This is a genomic window from Streptomyces sp. Y309, assembly GCF_056712025.1.
In genome coordinates this window covers 6555014-6573371 of sequence record NZ_CM160048.1, presented here as the reverse complement: position 1 = coordinate 6573371, position 18358 = coordinate 6555014, and the positions used below count along the sequence as shown (strand labels likewise).

At 73.3% G+C, this 18358-nt stretch carries 14 protein-coding genes and 2 pseudogenes; 10 read left to right on the top strand and 6 right to left on the bottom strand.

All coding sequences use genetic code 11. The annotated features are described in order from the left end of the window. Positions 1-38: 38 nt before the first annotated feature. Together AC0KTA_RS27110 and AC0KTA_RS27105 are read left to right on the top strand one after the other, a co-directional pair. Positions 39-1139: pseudogene (locus AC0KTA_RS27110) on the top strand (hypothetical protein); the annotation flags it as partial. Between the two features lie 47 nt (positions 1140-1186). Beyond that, positions 1187-1363, top strand: coding sequence for a hypothetical protein (locus tag AC0KTA_RS27105; protein ID WP_481050826.1), 177 nt, complete (start codon positions 1187-1189; stop codon positions 1361-1363). Positions 1364-1572: 209 nt separating this feature from the next. On the opposite strand, the gene AC0KTA_RS27100 is transcribed toward AC0KTA_RS27105, so the two are convergent. The 3 genes from AC0KTA_RS27100 to AC0KTA_RS27090 all read right to left on the bottom strand — a co-directional run bounded on the left by AC0KTA_RS27100 (position 1573) and on the right by AC0KTA_RS27090 (position 4599). Next, the gene (locus AC0KTA_RS27100) at positions 1573-2514 is read right to left on the bottom strand and encodes a 3-oxoacyl-ACP reductase (RefSeq protein WP_481050825.1); all 942 of its coding nucleotides are present in this window, start codon (positions 2512-2514) and stop codon (positions 1573-1575) included. 54 nt (positions 2515-2568) lie between these two features. Then, positions 2569-3651, bottom strand: coding sequence for a Zn-dependent alcohol dehydrogenase (locus AC0KTA_RS27095; protein ID WP_481050824.1), 1083 nt, complete (start codon positions 3649-3651; stop codon positions 2569-2571). 75 nt (positions 3652-3726) lie between these two features. Next, positions 3727-4599 (bottom strand): MaoC/PaaZ C-terminal domain-containing protein, encoded by an 873-nt coding sequence (locus AC0KTA_RS27090; RefSeq protein ID WP_481050823.1) that lies wholly within the window; start codon positions 4597-4599, stop codon positions 3727-3729. A gap of 363 nt (positions 4600-4962) precedes the next feature. Here AC0KTA_RS27090 and AC0KTA_RS27085 point away from each other — a divergent pair, with 363 nt between their 5' ends. The 3 genes from AC0KTA_RS27085 to AC0KTA_RS27075 all read left to right on the top strand — a co-directional run bounded on the left by AC0KTA_RS27085 (position 4963) and on the right by AC0KTA_RS27075 (position 7947). Next, positions 4963-6222: a sensor histidine kinase gene (locus tag AC0KTA_RS27085; protein WP_481050822.1), complete on the top strand. Its 1260-nt coding sequence runs from the start codon at positions 4963-4965 to the stop codon at positions 6220-6222. Positions 6223-6285: 63 nt separating this feature from the next. Continuing rightward, positions 6286-7296: a methyltransferase domain-containing protein gene (locus AC0KTA_RS27080; RefSeq protein ID WP_481050821.1), complete on the top strand. Its 1011-nt coding sequence runs from the start codon at positions 6286-6288 to the stop codon at positions 7294-7296. Between the two features lie 9 nt (positions 7297-7305). Beyond that, entirely contained in the window at positions 7306-7947 is a 642-nt protein-coding gene (locus AC0KTA_RS27075) for a response regulator (RefSeq protein ID WP_481050820.1), read from the top strand. A 189-nt stretch (positions 7948-8136) separates the two neighbouring features. On the opposite strand, the gene AC0KTA_RS27070 is transcribed toward AC0KTA_RS27075, so the two are convergent. From AC0KTA_RS27070 to AC0KTA_RS27060, 3 genes and pseudogenes are all read right to left on the bottom strand, one after another. Continuing rightward, a complete protein-coding gene (locus tag AC0KTA_RS27070) occupies positions 8137-9582 on the bottom strand; it encodes a DHA2 family efflux MFS transporter permease subunit (RefSeq protein ID WP_481050819.1) in 1446 nt (481 codons plus the stop codon). A 79-nt stretch (positions 9583-9661) separates the two neighbouring features. Next, a pseudogene (locus tag AC0KTA_RS27065) lies at positions 9662-10057 on the bottom strand (thiolase C-terminal domain-containing protein); the annotation flags it as partial. A 24-nt stretch (positions 10058-10081) separates the two neighbouring features. Beyond that, on the bottom strand, positions 10082-12253 hold the full coding sequence (locus AC0KTA_RS27060; protein WP_481050818.1) for an acyl-CoA dehydrogenase family protein: 2172 nt from the start codon (positions 12251-12253) through the stop codon (positions 10082-10084). 273 nt (positions 12254-12526) lie between these two features. Here AC0KTA_RS27060 and AC0KTA_RS27055 point away from each other — a divergent pair, with 273 nt between their 5' ends. The 5 genes from AC0KTA_RS27055 to AC0KTA_RS27035 all read left to right on the top strand — a co-directional run bounded on the left by AC0KTA_RS27055 (position 12527) and on the right by AC0KTA_RS27035 (position 18354). Then, on the top strand, positions 12527-14068 hold the full coding sequence (locus tag AC0KTA_RS27055) for an MFS transporter (protein WP_481050817.1): 1542 nt from the start codon (positions 12527-12529) through the stop codon (positions 14066-14068). A 366-nt stretch (positions 14069-14434) separates the two neighbouring features. Further along, entirely contained in the window at positions 14435-15085 is a 651-nt protein-coding gene (locus tag AC0KTA_RS27050) for a class I SAM-dependent methyltransferase (RefSeq protein WP_481050816.1), read from the top strand. 21 nt (positions 15086-15106) lie between these two features. Next, positions 15107-16114: an N-acetylmuramoyl-L-alanine amidase gene (locus AC0KTA_RS27045; RefSeq protein ID WP_481050815.1), complete on the top strand. Its 1008-nt coding sequence runs from the start codon at positions 15107-15109 to the stop codon at positions 16112-16114. A gap of 237 nt (positions 16115-16351) precedes the next feature. Then, positions 16352-17221, top strand: a complete 870-nt coding sequence (locus AC0KTA_RS27040; RefSeq protein WP_481050814.1) for a hypothetical protein — start codon at positions 16352-16354, stop codon at positions 17219-17221. A 119-nt stretch (positions 17222-17340) separates the two neighbouring features. Continuing rightward, on the top strand, positions 17341-18354 hold the full coding sequence (locus AC0KTA_RS27035; RefSeq protein ID WP_481050813.1) for an LLM class F420-dependent oxidoreductase: 1014 nt from the start codon (positions 17341-17343) through the stop codon (positions 18352-18354). The last annotated feature ends 4 nt before the right edge of the window (positions 18355-18358 follow it).

Sequence of the window (18358 nt, the reverse complement as noted above, 5' to 3'; positions counted from 1 at the left end):
ACCCCCATCCCCACGGGCCGGGCGCCACACCCCAGCCCGCACCCCACGAACGCGGCACCCCACCCCCCACCCTCACCGCCGACGGTGCGTACGCCGCGCGCCTTGCGCAGCGGGGCGGCTGTTGGTTCCCCGAGCGCTGGACCCTCGACTCGGCCGAGCCGTACGCGGTGCCGCTGCCCGCGAATCAGCCCGAGGAGCCCGGGACCCGGGTGCTGCCGATGGCCGACGGCCGCGTGCTCGTGCACCGCCGCGCGGCCGGACGGCACCTCTTCTCGCTCCTCTACCCCACCGGCCCCGGCACCGGCGAGGTGCCGCTCGGCGGTGTGGAGTGCGACGGCGCCGAGCTGACCCTGCTGCCGCCCGCCCCGCACGGCGCCTACGCGTACGCCCTCGCGGCCGGGCCGCGCTCCACCTCGGTGTGGCTGGTGGCGGGCGGTGCGTTCGGGCCCGAGCACCTCGCCGAGATCCCCGGCCGCTGCACCGGCGGCGTCTGGCTCGACCGCACCAACCGCATGCTGGCGCTCGACCGCGAGCTGGACGGCCGGACGAAGACGGTCGCGGTGGACCTGGAACGGGGCGGCGAGGTGACACCGCTGCTGCAGATCGCCGACGACAGCGACGACCGGCTGCTGCTCGCGGACGCCGACAGCGGGCTGCTCCTCATCCGCTCCGACGCGCCGGGCGAGACCCGGCTCGGCTGGGGCGTGTTGGGGAGCACACGGCCCGTACGCTTCCCCGAATGCCTGCGGATGCCCGGGCACGCGGTGACGCCGTTCGCGATCCAGCCCGGACAGGTCCTCATGCCGGAGAGCTGCGCGGTGGCCCTCCGGGTGGACGACGGCTCCGGCGACTCGGCCCCCCTGCTGTGCGGTTGGCGCCCCGCCGACCGGCGGGTCCAGCAACTCCCCACCCCCGCCGGGTGGTTGGCGGGCGCGGGGCGCTGCACGCGGGACGGGGTGCTGGAGTTGCCGTACGTCACCGGGTCCGTGCCGTGCGGCATGGCGCGGGTCGAGGTGCCCGCTCCCGGCCGGGAAGCGGCGGCATCCGCCGAGGTGAGAGAGGCGGGGGGTGCCGCGCGGGCGGCGCGGCCCGTGCCGTTGCAGCAGGCACCTCTCGGCGGGCGCGGGACGGTTGGTTAGACTCGCCCGGCTGTACGAACGATCTTTGCTACGGGGTGAGTTTGTTGATGATCGAGAATGCGGCCGCCGAGCCGCGTGAGCAGGGCGCCGTGGACCCCCGTGAGGGCCTCGCCCTCGCCGGGCCGGCCTCCGCCGGGGGCGGGCGGCACCGGGGTCCGGTGGCGGAACACGACGAGGACGCGGCCCCCAGGGGCCGCCACCGCCGCGAGCCGTCGCAGGCCTGACGCGGGTGGGGCCCTGCCGGGGGCTCCCCGCTGCATCCATTAGCGCGCTCCGCGCGCGGGCACCCCTTCCCGAAACTGGGGGCTCTGCCCCCAGACCCCCGCTCCTCAAACGCCGGAGGGGCTGGACCTTGCCGCAGCGGGGGTCCAGGGGGCGGAGCCCCCTGGTTACGGGAAGGGGCGGGCATGGGGAAGCCCCCGGCAGGGTCCCCCTACCCCCGCCGCAACCCCAACACCTCCGCCGCCGCAAACGTCTCCCCCTCCGGGCGGGACGCGAAGTACGGGGACAGGGCCTCGTCCAGCTCACCGAAGCCGAACACCCCGCCCGCCGAGTCGAACTGCACGGCAACGCGAGGCCGCTCCACCACCGCCACCATCCCGCCGTGCACGACAAGCACCTGCCCGTTCACCCGCCGCGCCGCAGGCGAGGCCAAGTACCCCACCAGGGGCGCCACATGCTCCGGCGCCAACGGGTCGACCTCCCCCTCCCCCGGCTCGGCGAACCCCGCGAACACGTCGGACGTCATCCGCGTCCGCGCCCGCGGACAGATCGCGTTGGCCGTCACGCCGTACTTGGCGAGGGCGAGCGCCGTGGACGTGGTGAGCCCCACGATCCCGCCCTTGGCGGCCGCGTAGTTCGGCTGCCCGGCCGACCCGGCGAGGAACGCCTCCGACGAGGTGTTCACGATCCGCCCGTACACGGGCCCGCCCGCCTCCTTGGAGCGCTCGCGCCAGTGGGCGGAGGCGAAGCGGATCGTGTTGAAGTGGCCCTTGAGGTGCACCCGGATCACCGAGTCCCACTCGTCCTCGGACATCGAGAAGATCATCCGGTCCCGCAGGATGCCCGCGTTGTTGACCAGGATGTCGAGCTTCCCGTACGTACCGGTCGCCAACTCGACGAGCCCGCGGGCCTGTTCGTGGTCGGCGACGTCCCCGGTGTGCGCGACGGCCTTCCCGCCCGCCTCGCGGATCTCGTCCGCGACCTCCTCGGCGGGGGCGGACGACGCCGCGCCTGACCCGTCGCGGCCCGCCTGCCCGAAGTCGTTGACGACGACGCTCGCGCCGAGCCGGGCGAGTTCGAGGGCCTCGGCCCGGCCGAGCCCGCGGCCCGCACCGGTGACGACGGCGGCGAGGCCTTCAAGTGGCAGTGACATACGAGGGAAAGCTCCTCTCCAGACGGACCCCACTCACGACAAACCCCACGCACCTCAGATCTCGATACACGTCCGCAGAGCCACCCCCGACCGCATCTGCTCCAACGCCTCGTTGATCTCGGCCAGTTGCACCCGGTGCGTGATCATCCCCTCCAGGTCGACCCGCCCCGCGCGCCACAGCGCGATGGCCCGCTCGTACGACTGGAGCACGTCCCCGCCCCCGTACAGCGACGGCAGTATCCGCTTCTCGTCGAAGAACAGCTCGAACATGTTGAACTGCACCTGGTCGTCCATGGCGCCCGCGCCGACCACGCAGAGCGTGCCGCCGCGTCGCGTCGCCTCGTACGCGGCGCGGGTGGTCGCGGACTTGCCGACGACCTCGAAGACGTAGTCGAAGCCCTCGCCCGCCGTCACGCGCTGGTTGACGTCGGCGAGTTCGTCGGGGGCGACGGCCTGGGTCGCGCCGAAGCGCAGGGCCGACTCGCGCCGGGACGCGACCGGGTCGACGGCGACGATCTCCGCCGCGCCCTTGAGCCGCGCGCCCTGGATCGCCGAGACGCCGACGCCGCCGCAGCCGAGGACGGCGACCGAGGAACCGGCCGCGACATCGGCGGTGTTGATCGCGGCGCCGAGCCCCGTCGTCACGCCGCAGCCGATCAGCGCCGCGACGTCGAAGGGCACGTCGTCCGGGATCGGCACGGCGCAGGCCGCGTCGACCACGACCTCCTCCGTGAAGGTTCCGGTACCGGCGAAGCCGAAGACGTCCGAACTGTCGCCCGACCGTTTGAAGTTGGGCGTGCCCGCGTTCATGAACCCGGCGAGGCACAGCTGCGTCTGGCCCCGCCTGCACGCCGGGCACTGCCCGCACGCCGGGAGCCAGCACACCAGGACCCGGTCGCCCGGCTTGACGTGGGTGACGCCGTCGCCGACGTCGAGGATCTCGCCCGCGCCCTCGTGCCCGGGGACGAACGGGGCGGGCTGCGGCAGCACGCCGTTCATCGCGGAGATGTCGGAGTGGCAGAGGCCGGTGGCCCGGAGGCGGATCCTGGCCTTGCCCGGGCCGAAGCCCACCGCCTCGATGTCGTCGAGCACGTCGAGCTTGTCCTGGCCTGTCTCGTGCAGTACGGCTGCGCGCATGGCTGTGCGGCTCCTCTCATCCCGGCGGTACCCGACCGGGCCGTCCCGGCGGTACGTGACCGGCGGTACGTGACGTCAGTTGAGCTCCACGACGGTGTCCACCAGGACCGGCGCGTCCTGTCGTTCGGCGGCCGTGACAGCCACCTGCACCCGGCCGTCCGACTCCCACATGCCGACGCGCAGCGTCTCGCCCGGGAAGACCACCCCGGCGAAGCGCGTGGCGTAGGCGCGCACGCGGCCCACGTCGCCGCCGAGGACGGTGTCCACGACCGCCTTGAGCGTCATCCCGTACGTGCACAGGCCGTGCAGGATGGGCCGGTCGAAGCCGGCGAGCTTGGCGAACTCGGGGTCGGCGTGCAGCGGGTTCCAGTCGCCGGACAGGCGGTAGAGCAGGGCCTGGTCGGCGCGGACGGGCCGTTCGACGACGCGGTCGAAGGGGCGGTCCGGGGTGTCGGGGCGCGCGGACGGGCCGCGCTCGCCGCCGAACCCGCCCTCGCCGCGCACGAAGATCTGCGCGTCGCTGGTCCACAGCGGGCCCTCGTCGTCGGCCGCTTCGGAGCGCAGCACGATGACGGCGGCCTTGCCCTTGTCGTACACGGCCGCGACCTTCGCGGTGGTGTCGGCCCGGCCCTTGACGGGGATAGGGCGGTGCAGCTCGACGCGCTGGCCGCCGTGCAGCACGGCGGCCAGGTTCACGTCGATGCCGGGGGCCGCGAGGCCGCCCATCATGCCCATGCCCGCGCCCGCGACGGTGGCGAAGCTGGGCAGGACGTGCAGCCGGGACTCCAGCGTGTAGCGCAGTTCCTCGGGGTCGGTGGCGGGGCTCGGCAGGTCCGGGTTGGCGCCCGCGCCGAGGCCCAGGTGGTAGAGCTGGACGTCCTTGTGGTCCCAGGTGATCTCGGCCCTGCGGGGCTCGGCGGCCAGGGCCTTCGCGGCGTCGATGGGCATGGGGTGGCGGCTCCTCGCGGGCTGCGGAGTCAAGACGGGCTGCGGAGTCAAGACGGTGAAGACCTCGGTGCGGCTGTCCGCACCGTCGGCCGCACCGAGGTCGTCTGCGGCGGCCCAGACGCCTGCTCCCGCACCCGTTCTAGAACGCGTTCTAGGCCGATGGCCCCATGTATAACCCAGCACCCCACGCTTGTGAAGAGTCCTGACGTCACGTCAGATACGTCGGCGAGGGCCGCCCAGGCCGCCCACCCGTGACATTTGTCCTGGCCAAGTCGGTACGGACACCACTGCCGCGCCGGTGCCCCCGATCCGTACCGTCGGGAGCGGACAGATGGACGGCACACGTACGACGGAGAGCGAGACATGTCCCGGAAGCCGAGGCTGACCTGCCGGATGCACGACCTGCGCGCGGCCCGCGGCGCCCACCGGGAGCGCAAGGAGGCCTGGCGCCGGCAGAAGGCCGAGTGGCGCGAGCGTCAGCGGGCGGGAGACGTGGACGCGCTGGTCCAGTCCGGCCCGCCCAACGGCTTCGCGCTGCTGCCGTGGCTGCTCATGGGCCTCGGCGCGTTCTCGCACCTGCTCCAGGGCAAGACCGCGAACCCGTGGATCGGCGGCCTCGGCCTGTTCGCCTTCAATTCCCTGTACGTCGCCGTCGCCTTCCGCGCCTTCGACAAGCAGGCACGCGAGTCCCGGGCGACGCTGGCCGCGCTGCTCGCGATGGGCGCGATCACCCTCGGCCTCGCGGCCGGGTACGGCGGCAACTGGCTCATGTACTTCCCGCTCTTCGGCCTCGCCGTGGGCGCGGTGGTCCGGGGCCGTCACCTGGGCCCGGTGGGTCTCGGGCTGAGCGTGCTCGCGGGGACGGTCGCCGGGCTCCATGAGGGCTGGGACGGCATCAACATCGCGTACGGCACGTTCCTGTCCACGATGGTGACGGCCGCGATCCTCTCCCTCTCCGAGGCGGTACGGGATCTGCGCGCCGCCCGTGAAGAGCTGGCGCGGCGGGCCGTGGCGGAGGAACGGCTGCGCTTCTCCCGCGACCTGCACGACCTGCTCGGCCACACGCTCTCGCTGATCGTGGTGAAGTCGGAGGCCGCACGCCGCCTCGCGCCGCGGAACACGACCGCGGCTCTGACCCAGATCGAGGACATCGAGACGGTCGGCAGGCAGGCGCTCACCGAGATCCGCGAGGCCGTCACCGGGTACCGGGACGCGGCCCTCGCCGCCGAGCTGGACCGGGCCCGCGAACTGCTCGACGCGGCCGGGGTCGAGGCGGTCGTCCGGCAGTCGGGGCCGCCGCTCGGCCCGCGGACGGAGGCGCTGCTCGGCTGGGTGGTGCGGGAGGCGGCCACCAATGTCGTACGGCACGCGGGGGCGAGCCGGTGCGAGATCGAGATCTCCGGCGCCTCCGGGGAGACCCGCCTGGTGATCACGGACGACGGCCGCGGCGAGGGCCCGACCACGCCCGGCAGCGGCCTGACCGGCCTGGCCGAACGCCTCACGGCGGCGGGCGGCGCACTGGAGTCGGGGCCGGGGGTGCGCGGGGGGTTCCGGGTCGTGGCTGTGGTGCCGGTCGACACATGGGTGGTTGACGAGCGCTCGGGAGCACTCGGCCCCGCGTAGGTCTCCGTGAAGCGGAGACGGCCGGGCGGGTGTCCAGGCACCATCGGCAACGGAGGTACTGGCATGCGCATGCGGTGGCTGACCATGGCGGACGAGGCGGTACCGCGGCACCTGTTCGTGCCGGACACCAAGGGCGAGAACCCGTCCAGCTCCAGCTCCAGCTCTAACTCCAACTCCCTGCCCACGATGGTGTTTTCGATGCTGGACGCGCTGAGCGTCGAGACGGGACACGAGGTGCTGGAGATCGGCACCGGGACCGGTTGGAACGCCGCTCTGCTGTCACACCGGCTCGGTGCCGAGAACGTGGTCACGATCGAGGTGGACGAGGCCGTCGCGAAGGACGCGCGCACTCGGCTGAGCCGCGCCGGGTACCGGCCGCTGGTGGTCGTCGGGGACGGCGCACAGGGCTGCGCGGAGCGGGCTTCGTACGACAGGGTCATCGCCACGTGTTCCGTCGGGAGCGTGCCCCCGGCCTGGCGGGCCCAGACCAACACGGGCGGCATCGTCGTCACACCCTGGGGGCCGGCGTACGGCGGCGAGGCGGTGGCGCGTCTGACGATCGCCAGGGACGGCTCGGCATCCGGCCCGTTCGTCGGCCCGTCCGCGTTCACGCGGATGCGGGGCCAGGGCAAGGACCTCCCTCCGACCGGTGTCTTTCTGGACGGCGGGGAATGGCCGGGCACCGGCGTCAGGTCCGAGACCGCGCTGTCCCCGGACGACGTGGGCGAGTGGATTCACTTGTTCGCCATCGGGGTTCAGGTGCCGGATCTGTTCTGCCGCCTCCAGTGGCACGAGGACGGTGCCTACCGGTTGTGGCTGATGGACACGGGAGTCACGTCCTGGGCGACAGCGGATTACGAGAGCGACCGCACGAGGTACCCGGTCGTCCAGTCCGGGCCCCGGCGGCTGTGGGACGAGCTGGAGACCGCGTGGCGCTGGTGGGACAAGCAGGGCCGTCCCGGTTTCGAACGCTTCGGGCTCACGGTGGACGACGACGGCGAGCGGGTGTGGCTGGACCTGCCCGAGCAGCCCGTACCCGTCCGGAACTGCCCTGACCTGGGACGCCGACCGTAACCTGACCCCATGGACGAGATGCCGCAGGACCACCGCCCCGCGAGATCCGTGCGCGTGCTGCTCGCCGAGGACCAGGGCATGATGCGCGGCGCCCTCGCACTGCTGCTCGGCATGGAGCCGGACATCGAGGTCGTCGCGCAGGTCGGGGCGGGCGACGAGATCGTACGCACCGCGCTGACCGCGCGCCCCGACGTGGCGCTGCTCGACATCGAACTGCCCGGCCGCAGTGGCCTGGAGGCGGCGGCCGAGCTGCGCGAGGAGTGCCCCGACTGCCGGGTCCTCATTCTCACCACCTTCGGCAGGCCCGGGTATCTGCGCCGTGCCATGGAGGCGGGCGCGGCCGGGTTCCTCGTCAAGGACGGGCCCGTCGAGGAGCTTGCCGAGGCGATCCGGGCCGTGCTGCGCGGGGAGACCGTGGTCGATCCCGCGCTGGCCGCCGCCGCGCTCGGGGCCGGGCCCAGTCCGTTGACCGCCCGTGAGGCGGATGTGCTCAAGGCTTCCGTCGACGGGGCGACGGTCGCCGATGTCGCGGCGAAGCTGCATCTTTCCGAGTCGACGGTGCGGAACTATCTTTCGGCGGCCATTGGGAAGACGGGTACCCGGAACCGGATGGAGGCTGTGCGGGAGGCTCGGCATCAGGGGTGGCTGTAGCCGTCGGCGCGCCCGGCGCCGGGGTGGCCGTCCGGGGGCTGCCGCCCCCGGGCCCCCGCGATCGGCCTGAACGGCCTCGTCCTCAAACTCCCCCAAGCTCTTAATGAGCAGGGAGGGACCCCCTCGACGGGCTGAAACTACCCGCCGCAGGACTGGGGCGAGCCCCGGACAGTCTGAACGCCGTCGGCGCTAGTCCTCCGCGCCGCGTGGTGCCCGCGGCATGCCCAGCAAGACCACCGCCACCGCGAGGACCAAGAACACCGCTCCCCACAGGAACGCCTGGGCGTAGCCCTCGGCGAGGGCTTGGGAGCCGGGGCGTTCGGCTGTGCGGGACGCGGCGATCGTGGAGAGGACGGCGAGGCCGAGGGAACCGCCCATCGTGCGGGAGGTGTTGATGAGGCCGGCGACGAGGCCCGCGTCGCCGGGGTCGGCGCCGCTGGTGGCGAGGGAGGCGAGGGGCGTCGCGGCGAGCCCGGCGCCGAGCATCATCAGGATGCCGGGCAGCATGATCGAGGTGACGTACGCCCCACTGGCGTCGAGCACCTGCCACTGCCACACGTAGCCGACGGCGGCGACGAGCACACCGATGACCGTGACGCTGCGCGCCCCCATGACGCGCATCAGCCGGGGCGCGGCCTTGGAGCCGACGACCACGCTGACCGAGCTGGGGATGAGTGCGAGCCCAGCCTCCAACGGCGTGTAGCCGAGGACGTTCTGGGCGTACAGGGTCATGAAGAACCACATGGCGAACATGCCCATGCCGCAGACGAACATCGTCGCGTTGGCGGCCGACACCGAGCGCACCCGGAACAGCTTGAGCGGCATCAGCGGCACCTTGGAGCGCGCCTCGACGGCGAGGAACGCCCCGATCAGGGCGGCCCCGACGGCGAGCGGCACCAGGGTCGCGGCGGCGGTCCAGCCCTTCACCTCGGTCTGCACGATGCCGTACGCGAGGGTGGCGATGCCGCCGGTCACCAGGACGGCGCCCGGCAGGTCGAGGCGGCGCGCCCCGCCCGCGCGGCTCTCGCTGATCCAGCGCAGCGCGGCGGCGAAGACGAGGACGCCGATGGGTACGTTGACGAGCAGCACCCAGCGCCAGGAGAGGCCGTCGGTGAGCACGCCGCCGACGAGCCCGCCCGCGGCGCCGCCGCCCGCGCCGACGGCGGACCAGGTGGCGATGGCCCGCACCCGGGCCGCCCCCTCCGGCACGGCGGACGTCAGGATCGTCAGGGTCGACGGCGCGAGCACGGCCGCCCCGAGCCCCTGCACCGCCCGCGCCAGGAGCAGCTGCCAGCCCTCCTGCGCGAGCCCGCCCGCGAGTGAGGCAAGCGTGAACAGGCCGAGCCCCACCAGGAACATCCGCTTCCGCCCGAACAGGTCCCCGGCCCGCCCGCCGAGCAGCATGAACCCGGCGAAGGCGATGGAGTACGCGTTCACGACCCACTGCAAGCCCGTGGCGCTCAGCCCGAGATCGGTCCGCATCGAGGGCAGCGCCACGTTCACGACGGACACGTCGAGGACGACGAGGAACTGTCCGGCGCAGGCGGCGGCCACGACGAGCCAGGTGGGCGGGGCGGTACGGCCGGATATTCGCGAGGTCGGGGTGTCGGCGGGGGTCTGCAGCATGGGCTCCATGCTGACAGCACGACACATGCCCCGTACATCGGAAAAAAGCGGCAGGGGCCTGGGTCTCGGGTCCTAGGTCCTGCCCGGCCTACCCGGGCCGCGTGAGCAGTGTCACCACCGCGGCCCCGCCGAGCCCGATGTTGTGCGCGAGCCCCACCCGCGCCCCCGGCACCTGGCGCGGCCCCGCCTCGCCCCGCAACTGCCAGGTGGGTTCGGCGGCTTGGGCGAGGCCCGTGGCGCCGAGGGGGTGGCCCTTGGAGATGAGGCCGCCGGAGGGGTTCACCACCCAGCGGCCGCCGTACGTGGTCGCGCCGGACTCGACGAGCTTGCCGGAGTCGCCCTCGTCACACAGGCCGAGGGCCTCGTAGGTGAGGAGTTCGTTGATGGAGAAGCAGTCGTGCAGCTCGATCACGTCGACGTCGGCGGCGGTCAGGCCCGCGGCCTCGTACGCCTGGCGCGCGGCCGCCCGCGACATCGGGCCCCCGCGTGGCGTCCGACCCGCAGGGCGTCAGTCCCTGGGCAGGCCGAGGATGCGTTCGGCCACGACGTTGAGCTGGACCTGGGTGGTGCCGCCCGCGATGGTCAGGCAGCGGGAGAGGAGGAAGCCGTGCACGGCGCGCTCGGCCGGGCCCTCGCGGACGGCGCCCTCGGGGCCGAGGAGTTCGAGCGCGAGCTCGGCCACCTTCTGCTGGTGCGTGGTCTGGAGCAGCTTGCGGACCGAGGCGCCCGCGCCCGGTTCCGCGCCCGCCACCTGGCGTGCCGTCGTGCGCAGGCCGATGCAGGCCAGCGCGTGCGCCTCGGCGGCGAGCGCGCCGACGCGGGCGCGGGTCGCGCCGTCGAGCCCTGCCGCGCGGGCGAGCAGCGACTCCAGGCCGGTGTCGAAGGTCAACTGGTCGGCCATGTGGACGCGTTCGTCGCCGAGGGTGTGGCGGGCGACCTTCCAGCCCTCGTCGACGGCGCCCACCACGGCGTCGGCGGGGAGCCGGGCGTCGTCGAAGTACACCTCGTTGAAGAGGCTGTCGCCGGTGATCTCCCGCAGCGGGCGGATGTCGATGCCCGGGGTGTTCTTCATGTCGACGAGGAAGTAGGTGAGGCCCTTGTGCTTGGGGGCCGCCGGGTCCGTACGGGCGAGGAGGATGCCGTGGTCCGCCCACTGGGCCGCGCTCGTCCACACCTTCTGGCCGGTGATCCGCCAGGAGCCGTCGGGAGCGCGCTCCGCCCTGGTCCGCAGCGCCGCCAGGTCCGAGCCCGCCTCCGGCTCGCTGAAGAGCTGGCACCACAGGAGTTCGCCGCGCAGCGTCGGGCCGAGCAGGCGCTCCCGCTGCTCCGGGGTGCCGTACGCGATCAGTGACGGGACGACCCAGGTGCCGATGCCCAGGTCGCTCAGGCGCACCCCGGCGTCCGCCAGCTCCCGCTGGACGGCGAGCTGTTGGGCGGGGCCCGCGCCGAGGCCGTGCGGGGGCGGCAGGTGCGGGGCGGCGTGGCCGGTGGGGGCGAGGGTCCTGCGGGCCGCCGCGGGGTCCAGGCCGCGGGCGCGGGCGATCGCCTCGCGGGCCTCCGCCCGGTACGCCGCAGCCTCCGGGGGCAGCTCCACCCGCAGCTCCCGCCGCGCCCCCGCCTCCGCGAGCCGCACCGCCCGCAGCCGGTGCGCGTCCCCGGCCCCCAGCAACTGCCGTGCCACCAGCGCCCGCCGCAGATACAGATGCGCGTCGTGCTCCCAGGTGAAGCCGATGCCGCCGAGGATCTGGACGCAGTCCTTGGCGCAGGAGTACGCGGCGTCCAGCGCGGTGGCGGCGGCCAGCGCGCAGGCGAGCCCGCGGGCTTCAGGGGCCGCATCCTCTGCGGCGCGCGCCGCGTCCCACGTCAGCGCCCGCGCCTGCTCCAGGCGCACCAGCATGTCCGCGCACAGGTGCTTGACGCCCTGGAAGCGGCCGATGGGGTGCCCGAACTGCTCGCGGACCTTGGCGTGTTCGGTGGCCGCGTGCAGCGCCCACGCCGCCGTGCCGCAGGCGTCCGCCGCGAACACCACGGCCGCGAGATCGGCCACGTCCGCCGGGCCGACGGCCAGCACCCGCTCCGCGGGGACGCGCGTCGCGCACGCGGTCACTTCGGCGGTGGGCCTGGTGGGGTCGGCGCTCTCGTGCGTACGGACGGACAGATCCGCCGCGTCCACGGCGGCCCACACCGTGCCGCGGGCGGAGCGCGCCGCGAGGACCAGGAGGTCGGCGTCTCCGCCGGAGAGGACGGGCGGCGCGGTGCCGTCGAGCAGGAGTTCCGTGTCGGTGACCTCGACGGCCGTCACCGCCCCCGCCCCCAGCGCCACCGCCCCGACCCGCGCCCCGCGCGCGAGGTCCGTCGCGAGGTCCCGCGCACCCGCGCGGTGCAGCACGGCGGCGGCGAGCGCGTTCGCCGCGTACGGCCCGGGGAGCGCCGCCCGCGCCGTCTCCTCCAGGACGACGGCGAGGTCGAGCAGGCCGCCGCCCCCACCGCCGTACTCCTCGGGCAGATGCACGCCGAGCAGCCCCTGCGCGGCCAGTCCGTCCCAGTGGGCGGGCCCACCACCCGCGCCGGGCGGGGCGTCGAGCAGCTTGCGCACCGCCTCGGGCGGCGCGTCCCGGGCCGCCAAGGCGCGCACCGCCGCGGCCAACTCCCCCTGTTCTGGCGTGATTCCGATGCCCATGCGCACCCCTGCCGGTAGCCGCTGCCGGAACGGCGACAGACTAGAACACGTTCCAATCTGACGGAAGGTCAGATCGCCGACCGAGTCACCCCGGCCACCCGGACCGCACACATCGGGTCACGCCGCCCACGTACAAACGAGGTCAATGGCGAGTCAAGAGTTCCTTTGGTTCGACACTCGTCGGAATAGTCGCCCAGGGATACAGGTTCATCTTGCATGTACCTGCGGGGGGCTCTACCCGCCGCCCACCTTCGTCCCGGAGGCCGCACCCCCATGTCCCAAGCGACGACCCACCCCCGCGGTGACCGCGCCGAGCGCGGCACCCGCGGTGTCGTTCCCGTCCTCGCCTTCGCCGGCATCGTCGTCGCCGTCATGCAGACGCTGCTCGTCCCGGTCATCAAGGATCTGCCGGCCCTGCTCGGCACCGAGCCGTCCAACGCCACCTGGGTCATGACGTCGACCCTGCTCGCGGGCGCCGTCGCCACCCCGATCATGGGCCGCCTCGGCGACCTGTTCGGCAAGCGGAAGATGCTGCTCACCAGCCTCGCCGTGATGATCGTCGGCTCCCTGGTCAGCGCGTTCACCGACGACCTGCTCGTGATGATCGTCGGCCGCGCGCTCCAGGGCTTCGCGATGGGCGCGATCCCCCTCGGCATCGGCCTGATGCGCGACGGGCTGCCGCGCGAGAAGCTCGGCTCCGCGATGGCCCTGATGAGTTCGTCCATAGGCGTCGGCGGCGGCCTCGGCCTGCCGCTCGCCGCTCTCGTGGCCCAGCACACCGACTGGCACGCGCTGTTCTTCGGGGCCGCGGGCCTCGGCGTGGTCGCGATGCTGCTCATCGTCTTCCTCGTACCGGAGAGCCCGCTGCGCGCCAAGGGCACGTTCGACGTGCTCGGCGCCCTCGGCCTGTCCGCGGGGCTCGTGCTGTTCCTGCTGCCCGTCACCAAGGGCAGCGACTGGGGCTGGAGTTCGGGCCTGACCCTCGGCCTGTTCGCGGCCTCGGCCGTCGTGCTCGTCCTGTGGGGCGTGATGGAGCTGCGCCTCAAGGCCCCGCTGGTCGACCTGCGCACCACCGCGCGGCGCGAGGTGCTGCTCACCAACCTCGCCTCGATCATGGTCGGCGTCGCCTTCTACGCCATCTCCCTCGTCCTGCCGCAGCTCCTCCAGCTCCCCACGTCCACCGGGTACGGCCTCGGCCAGTCCATGGTCGTCGCGGGCCTGTGCGTGGCACCGCTCGGCCTGACGATGATGCTCACCGCGCCGGTGTACGCGCGCCTCGCGGCGAAGTTCGGCCCGAAGGTCACCCTGATCCTCGGCCTGCTGATCATCGCGATCGGCTACGGCTCGGGCATCGGCCTGATGAGCGCCGCCTGGCAGACCATCGTCATCTCGATGATCGTCGGCGCGGGCATCGGCCTCGCCTACTCCTCGCTGCCCGCGCTGATCATCGGCGCCGTCGACCCGTCCGAGACGGGCGCGGCCAACGGCCTCAACACCCTGATGCGGTCCATCGGTACGTCGGTGTCGAGCGCCGTCATCGGCATGGTGCTCGCCAACACCGCGACGCACGTGGGCCCCGTCGACGTACCCACCATGGAGGGCTTCCGCACCTCCTTCCTCATCGCCACCGGCGCGGTCGCGATCGGACTGCTGCTCGCGCTGTTCCTGCCGGGCCGCGACCGGGCCCCCGCCGAGCGGAAGACGCAGCTGCGGGCCAGCAGCGAGGAGGACGCCAACCTTGAGCGGGCGACGCAGGCCGTGCCGGCGCTCGACGGCTTCCAGGCGCGCGCCGCGCTGACGGACGGCGAGGGGTAGCGCCCTGAAGGGGCGCGGGGCTGTATCGATGTGCGGCTCCGCCGCGCGGGCGCGACCAGCCACGACAGGCCCGCAGGCGATCGACGGCCCATCACGGCCCCGCGGCGGAGCCGCATATCGATACAGCCAGCGGAGCGCTTAGTCGATGAAGCAAGAACCCGTGGTGGTACCGCGGTGCGGTACGGACCGGAATCGCCGCCCGTGAGGGCAACGAGGACGTCAAACCCTCGAAGTTCCCGCAAGTGCACGTGGTGCACGATGGAGCGCCCGCGTGTCCTGACGCGGGCGCTCCGCGCGCCCCGCACGCGCGGGACCGTTCACAACGCGCACCCCGCGGGCCGTCGCGCCCGCCCCGAGGAGGAACCCATGGCCGCCGAGCCCGCGCCGTACGTTCTCGACGCCTTCGAGGCCGCCAAGGGCTTCATGCCCGTGCAGGAGGGCCTCGCCCTGTACGCGGCGGCGGCCGAGGCGGCCGCGCTGGGGCTGCCCCTGATGGAGATCGGCACGTACTGCGGCCGCTCGACCCTGCTGCTCGCGGACGCGGCCCGCGCCGCGGGTGTGAGTGTGATCACGGTCGACCACCACCGGGGCAGCGAGGAGCAGCAGCCCGGCTGGGACTACCACGACCCGGACACGGTCGACCCGGAGGTCGGCCGCATGGACACGCTGCCGACCTTCCGCAGGACGCTGCACCGGGCCGGCCTGGAGGACCACGTCATCGCGGTCGTGGGCCGGTCCCCGCAGGTGGCAGCGCTGTGGAACACCCCGCTCGCGCTGGTCTTCATCGACGGCGGCCACACCGACGAGCACGCGGGCGCGGACTACGAGGGGTGGGCGCCGCACGTCGCGGAGAGCGGGCTGCTCGTCATCCACGACGTGTTCCCCGATCCGGTGGACGAGTGGACCGGACAGGCCCCGTACCGGATCTACCTCCGGGCCCTGGAATCCGGGGCATTCACGGAGATCTCGGCCACGGACTCGCTGCGTGTCCTGCGCCGAACCGGCGCACCTGCCTGACGGCGCCGATAGGCTCGCTCCGTGTCGTACGTAGGTCCGGACAGTCATCCACCGCGCCCGCCCCGCCGCTTCCGCGGCGGCCGTCCGCTCGCGGTCGCCCTCGCCGTGCTGGTGCCCGGCGGTCTCGCCGGCTATCTCCTCTGGGACTCCGCGAGCGGTTCCGAGGGCGGCAAACCGGCCAGAACGCTGCCGTCGGCGAGCCGCTCGGAGCAGGGCTCGCCCTCGAAGCCGAGCGCGGACGCGAGCAAGTCGGGCAAGGCCGGTGAATCCTCCAAGCCGTCGAAGTCCAAGCCCGCCGCCGACGACCCCAAGCCGTCGGCCCGCCCCTCCACGGGTGGCCGCCCCGCCCCGTCCGGCCCCCTCAAGGGCAAGGTCGTCGTGGTGGACCCCGGGCACAACCCGGGCAACTTCAAGCACACCGCCGAGATCAACCGCCAGGTGGACATCGGCACGAACTCCAAGGAATGCGACACCACCGGAACGTCCACCAACAACGGTTACACGGAAGCCCGGTTCACCCTGGACCTCGCCCACCGCCTGCGCGACCTGCTGCACCGGCAGGGCGCCACCGTCCGCTTCACGCACGACGGCGACCGCCCCTGGGGTCCGTGCGTCGACGAGCGCGCCCGCATCGGCAACGAGGCGCGGGCCGACGCCGTGGTCTCCCTGCACGCCGACGGTTCGGCCGTCGGCAACCGCGGCTTCCACGTCATCCTGCCCGCGTCCGTGAAGGGCGGCGCCGCGGACACCTCCGCGATCGTCGCGCCCTCCCGCGACTTGGGGACACGCATCGCGGGCAAGTTCCTGCGCGCCACCGACAGCGCCCCCTCCAACTACGTCGGCGGCGGCACCGGCCTCGACGTCCGCCGCGACCTCGGCGGCCTCAACCTGTCCAAGGTTCCCAAGGTGTTCATCGAGTGCGGCAACATGCGCGACCCCAAGGACGAGGCCCTGCTGACGAGCGGCAGCTGGCGCCAGAAGGCCGCCCAGGGCCTGTCGGACGGCATCGAGAGCTTCTTGCGGGAGTAGTGCGGGTAGGTATGTCCCCGCACGTCACAGAACGACGTGCCCGCCGCGTCACGGGACGGCAACTGGCAGATCTTCACTGCGTGACGATCTTTATCTCAAGCAGACACCCCGACTGAGCGAGCGATAGTGTCCTCCGTACGATGAGGGGCCACCCCCGCGCTGCGCGCACCGCGACACGACCGTGACTACGGCGACAGCGACGCCTCCACCAACGAGACGACTGACGAAGGACCTGAAGTGAATTTCCGCTCCCTCACTCGAGGCGACGGCGTGGTGATCGGAGCAGCGGTGTTGCTCTTCATCGCCTCGTTCCTCGACACCTTTGACTCCGACGGCGGCGACAGCGACAAGCTGCCCATCGCCTGGGACAACGGCAACCTGCTGATGAGCGTGTACCTGCTCGGCGTCATCGGCGCCGCGCTCATCGTCGTCGGCCGCGGCATGGGACAGCGCAAGGTCATCGGCCTTGACATGGGACAGGTCGGCGTCGTCTTCACCATCGCCGCCGCGTGGAGCTCGCTCGGCGCGATCTTCGACGTGGACCAGTCCTTCGGCTTCCTCTTCGAGGCAGGCGGCTTCGGTGGCGGCGGGGAAGGCCCCGACGCCGGCATGGGCCTGATCCTCGGCCTGATCGCCACGCTGGTCATGGCCGGTGCCGCGGTCGCCACGCTGATCGTCCCCGCGCTCAAGGCTCCCCTCGCGGGCGCCGCCCGCCCCGCCGCCCCGCAGCCCTACGGCGGCCAGCCGCAGGGTGGCGGCTACGGCTACCCGGGCGCGCAGGCCGGTCAGCCGAGCCAGCCGTACGGCGCCCAGCCGGGCCAGCCGCAGCAGTCCTTCGGCGGCCAGCCGCAGGGTGGCGGCCAGACCCCGCCGCCCGCGCAGGCGCAGCAGGCCGGGGCTCCGGCCGCGGACTTCTCGCCGTTCTGGTTCGCCGTTCCGGTGCCGCGTCCGCTGTATCCGGAGGACGGTTCGCCGACCCCCATCGCGGAACTGGCGCCCGGCACCTGGTACTTGGCCGTGGAGCAGCGCGGCCAGAGCCTCGTGGCGCAGACGCAGGACGGCCGCCGCGGCGTGCTGCAGGACACCACGGGGATCCAGCGCGGCTGATCTTCCCGTCGTACACACGGCCCCTCGCCCTTCCGGGCGGGGGGCCGTTGCCGTACAGTCCTGCGGCGACACGTATCTGACGTGGCGTCAGTTCCGTATGGACGTACCGAGGAGGGCGCATGCGGCTCGGGCTTGCACTCGGCTACTGGGGACGTGGCCCCGACCCCGAGCGGCTGGCGCTCGCGCAGGAGGCGGAGCGGCTCGGATACGACTCCGTGTGGACGGCCGAGGCCTGGGGCTCGGACGCGTTCACTCCGCTGACCTGGATCGCCGCGCGCACCTCGCGGATCCGCCTCGGCACCGCCGTGGCGCAGATGGCGGCCCGCTCCCCCACCACCACCGCCATGCACGCCCTCACCCTGGACCATCTCTCGGGCGGCCGTGTCCTGCTCGGTCTCGGGCTCTCGGGGCCGCAGGTGGTGGAGGGCTGGTACGGCAGGCCGTTCCCCAAGTCGCCGCTCACCGCGACGCGGGAGTACGTCGACGTCGTACGGCAGGTGCTCCGGCGGGAGGCCCCCGTGGCGCTGGACGGGCGGTTCCACCCGCTGCCGTATCCGGGCGACGACGGGACCCGGCTCGGCAAGCCGCTCAAGTCGATCACGCATCCGCTGCGCGCCGATCTGCCCGTCCTGCTCGGCGCCGAGGGTCCCAAGAACGTCGCGCAGACGGCGCGGATCGCGGACGGCTGGCTGCCGCTGTACTGGTCGCCGACGCGGACGGACGTGTACGAGGCGTCGCTCGGCGACGGCCTGCGGGACGGGTTCATGGTGGCGCCGCTGGTGCGGGCCACCGTGTGCGACGACGTGAGCGAAGGGCTGCTGCCGGTCAAGGCGATGCTCGGGTTCTACATCGGTGGCATGGGGCACGCCGCCCGGAACTTCCACGCCGACCTGATGGCGCGGATGGGGTACGAGGAGGAGGCGCGGCGCGTTCAGGAGCTGTTCCTGGCGGGGCGCCGCGAGGAGGCCGTGCTCGCCGTGCCGGACGCGTTCGCCGACGAGATCTCGCTGGTCGGGCCGCGTGGGCGGATCGCGGAACGCCTTGAGCTGTGGCGCAAGGGGCCGGTGACAGACCTGCTCGTGCTCGCGACCGAGCCGCACACGCTGCGGACCCTCGCCGACCTCAACACGTAGCCGG

What these genes read in the sequence shown, in the direction of transcription:
- AC0KTA_RS27105 (WP_481050826.1), top strand. Translation starts at nt 1,187, where the DNA reads ATGATCGAGAATGCGGCCGCCGAGCCGCGTGAGCAGGGCGCCGTGGAC.
- AC0KTA_RS27100 (WP_481050825.1), bottom strand. Translation starts at nt 2,514, where the DNA reads ATGTCACTGCCACTTGAAGGCCTCGCCGCCGTCGTCACCGGTGCGGGC.
- AC0KTA_RS27095 (WP_481050824.1), bottom strand. Translation starts at nt 3,651, where the DNA reads ATGCGCGCAGCCGTACTGCACGAGACAGGCCAGGACAAGCTCGACGTG.
- AC0KTA_RS27090 (WP_481050823.1), bottom strand. Translation starts at nt 4,599, where the DNA reads ATGCCCATCGACGCCGCGAAGGCCCTGGCCGCCGAGCCCCGCAGGGCC.
- AC0KTA_RS27085 (WP_481050822.1), top strand. Translation starts at nt 4,963, where the DNA reads ATGTCCCGGAAGCCGAGGCTGACCTGCCGGATGCACGACCTGCGCGCG.
- AC0KTA_RS27080 (WP_481050821.1), top strand. Translation starts at nt 6,286, where the DNA reads ATGCGCATGCGGTGGCTGACCATGGCGGACGAGGCGGTACCGCGGCAC.
- AC0KTA_RS27075 (WP_481050820.1), top strand. Translation starts at nt 7,306, where the DNA reads ATGGACGAGATGCCGCAGGACCACCGCCCCGCGAGATCCGTGCGCGTG.
- AC0KTA_RS27070 (WP_481050819.1), bottom strand. Translation starts at nt 9,582, where the DNA reads ATGGAGCCCATGCTGCAGACCCCCGCCGACACCCCGACCTCGCGAATA.
- AC0KTA_RS27060 (WP_481050818.1), bottom strand. Translation starts at nt 12,253, where the DNA reads ATGGGCATCGGAATCACGCCAGAACAGGGGGAGTTGGCCGCGGCGGTG.
- AC0KTA_RS27055 (WP_481050817.1), top strand. Translation starts at nt 12,527, where the DNA reads ATGTCCCAAGCGACGACCCACCCCCGCGGTGACCGCGCCGAGCGCGGC.
- AC0KTA_RS27050 (WP_481050816.1), top strand. Translation starts at nt 14,435, where the DNA reads ATGGCCGCCGAGCCCGCGCCGTACGTTCTCGACGCCTTCGAGGCCGCC.
- AC0KTA_RS27035 (WP_481050813.1), top strand. Translation starts at nt 17,341, where the DNA reads ATGCGGCTCGGGCTTGCACTCGGCTACTGGGGACGTGGCCCCGACCCC.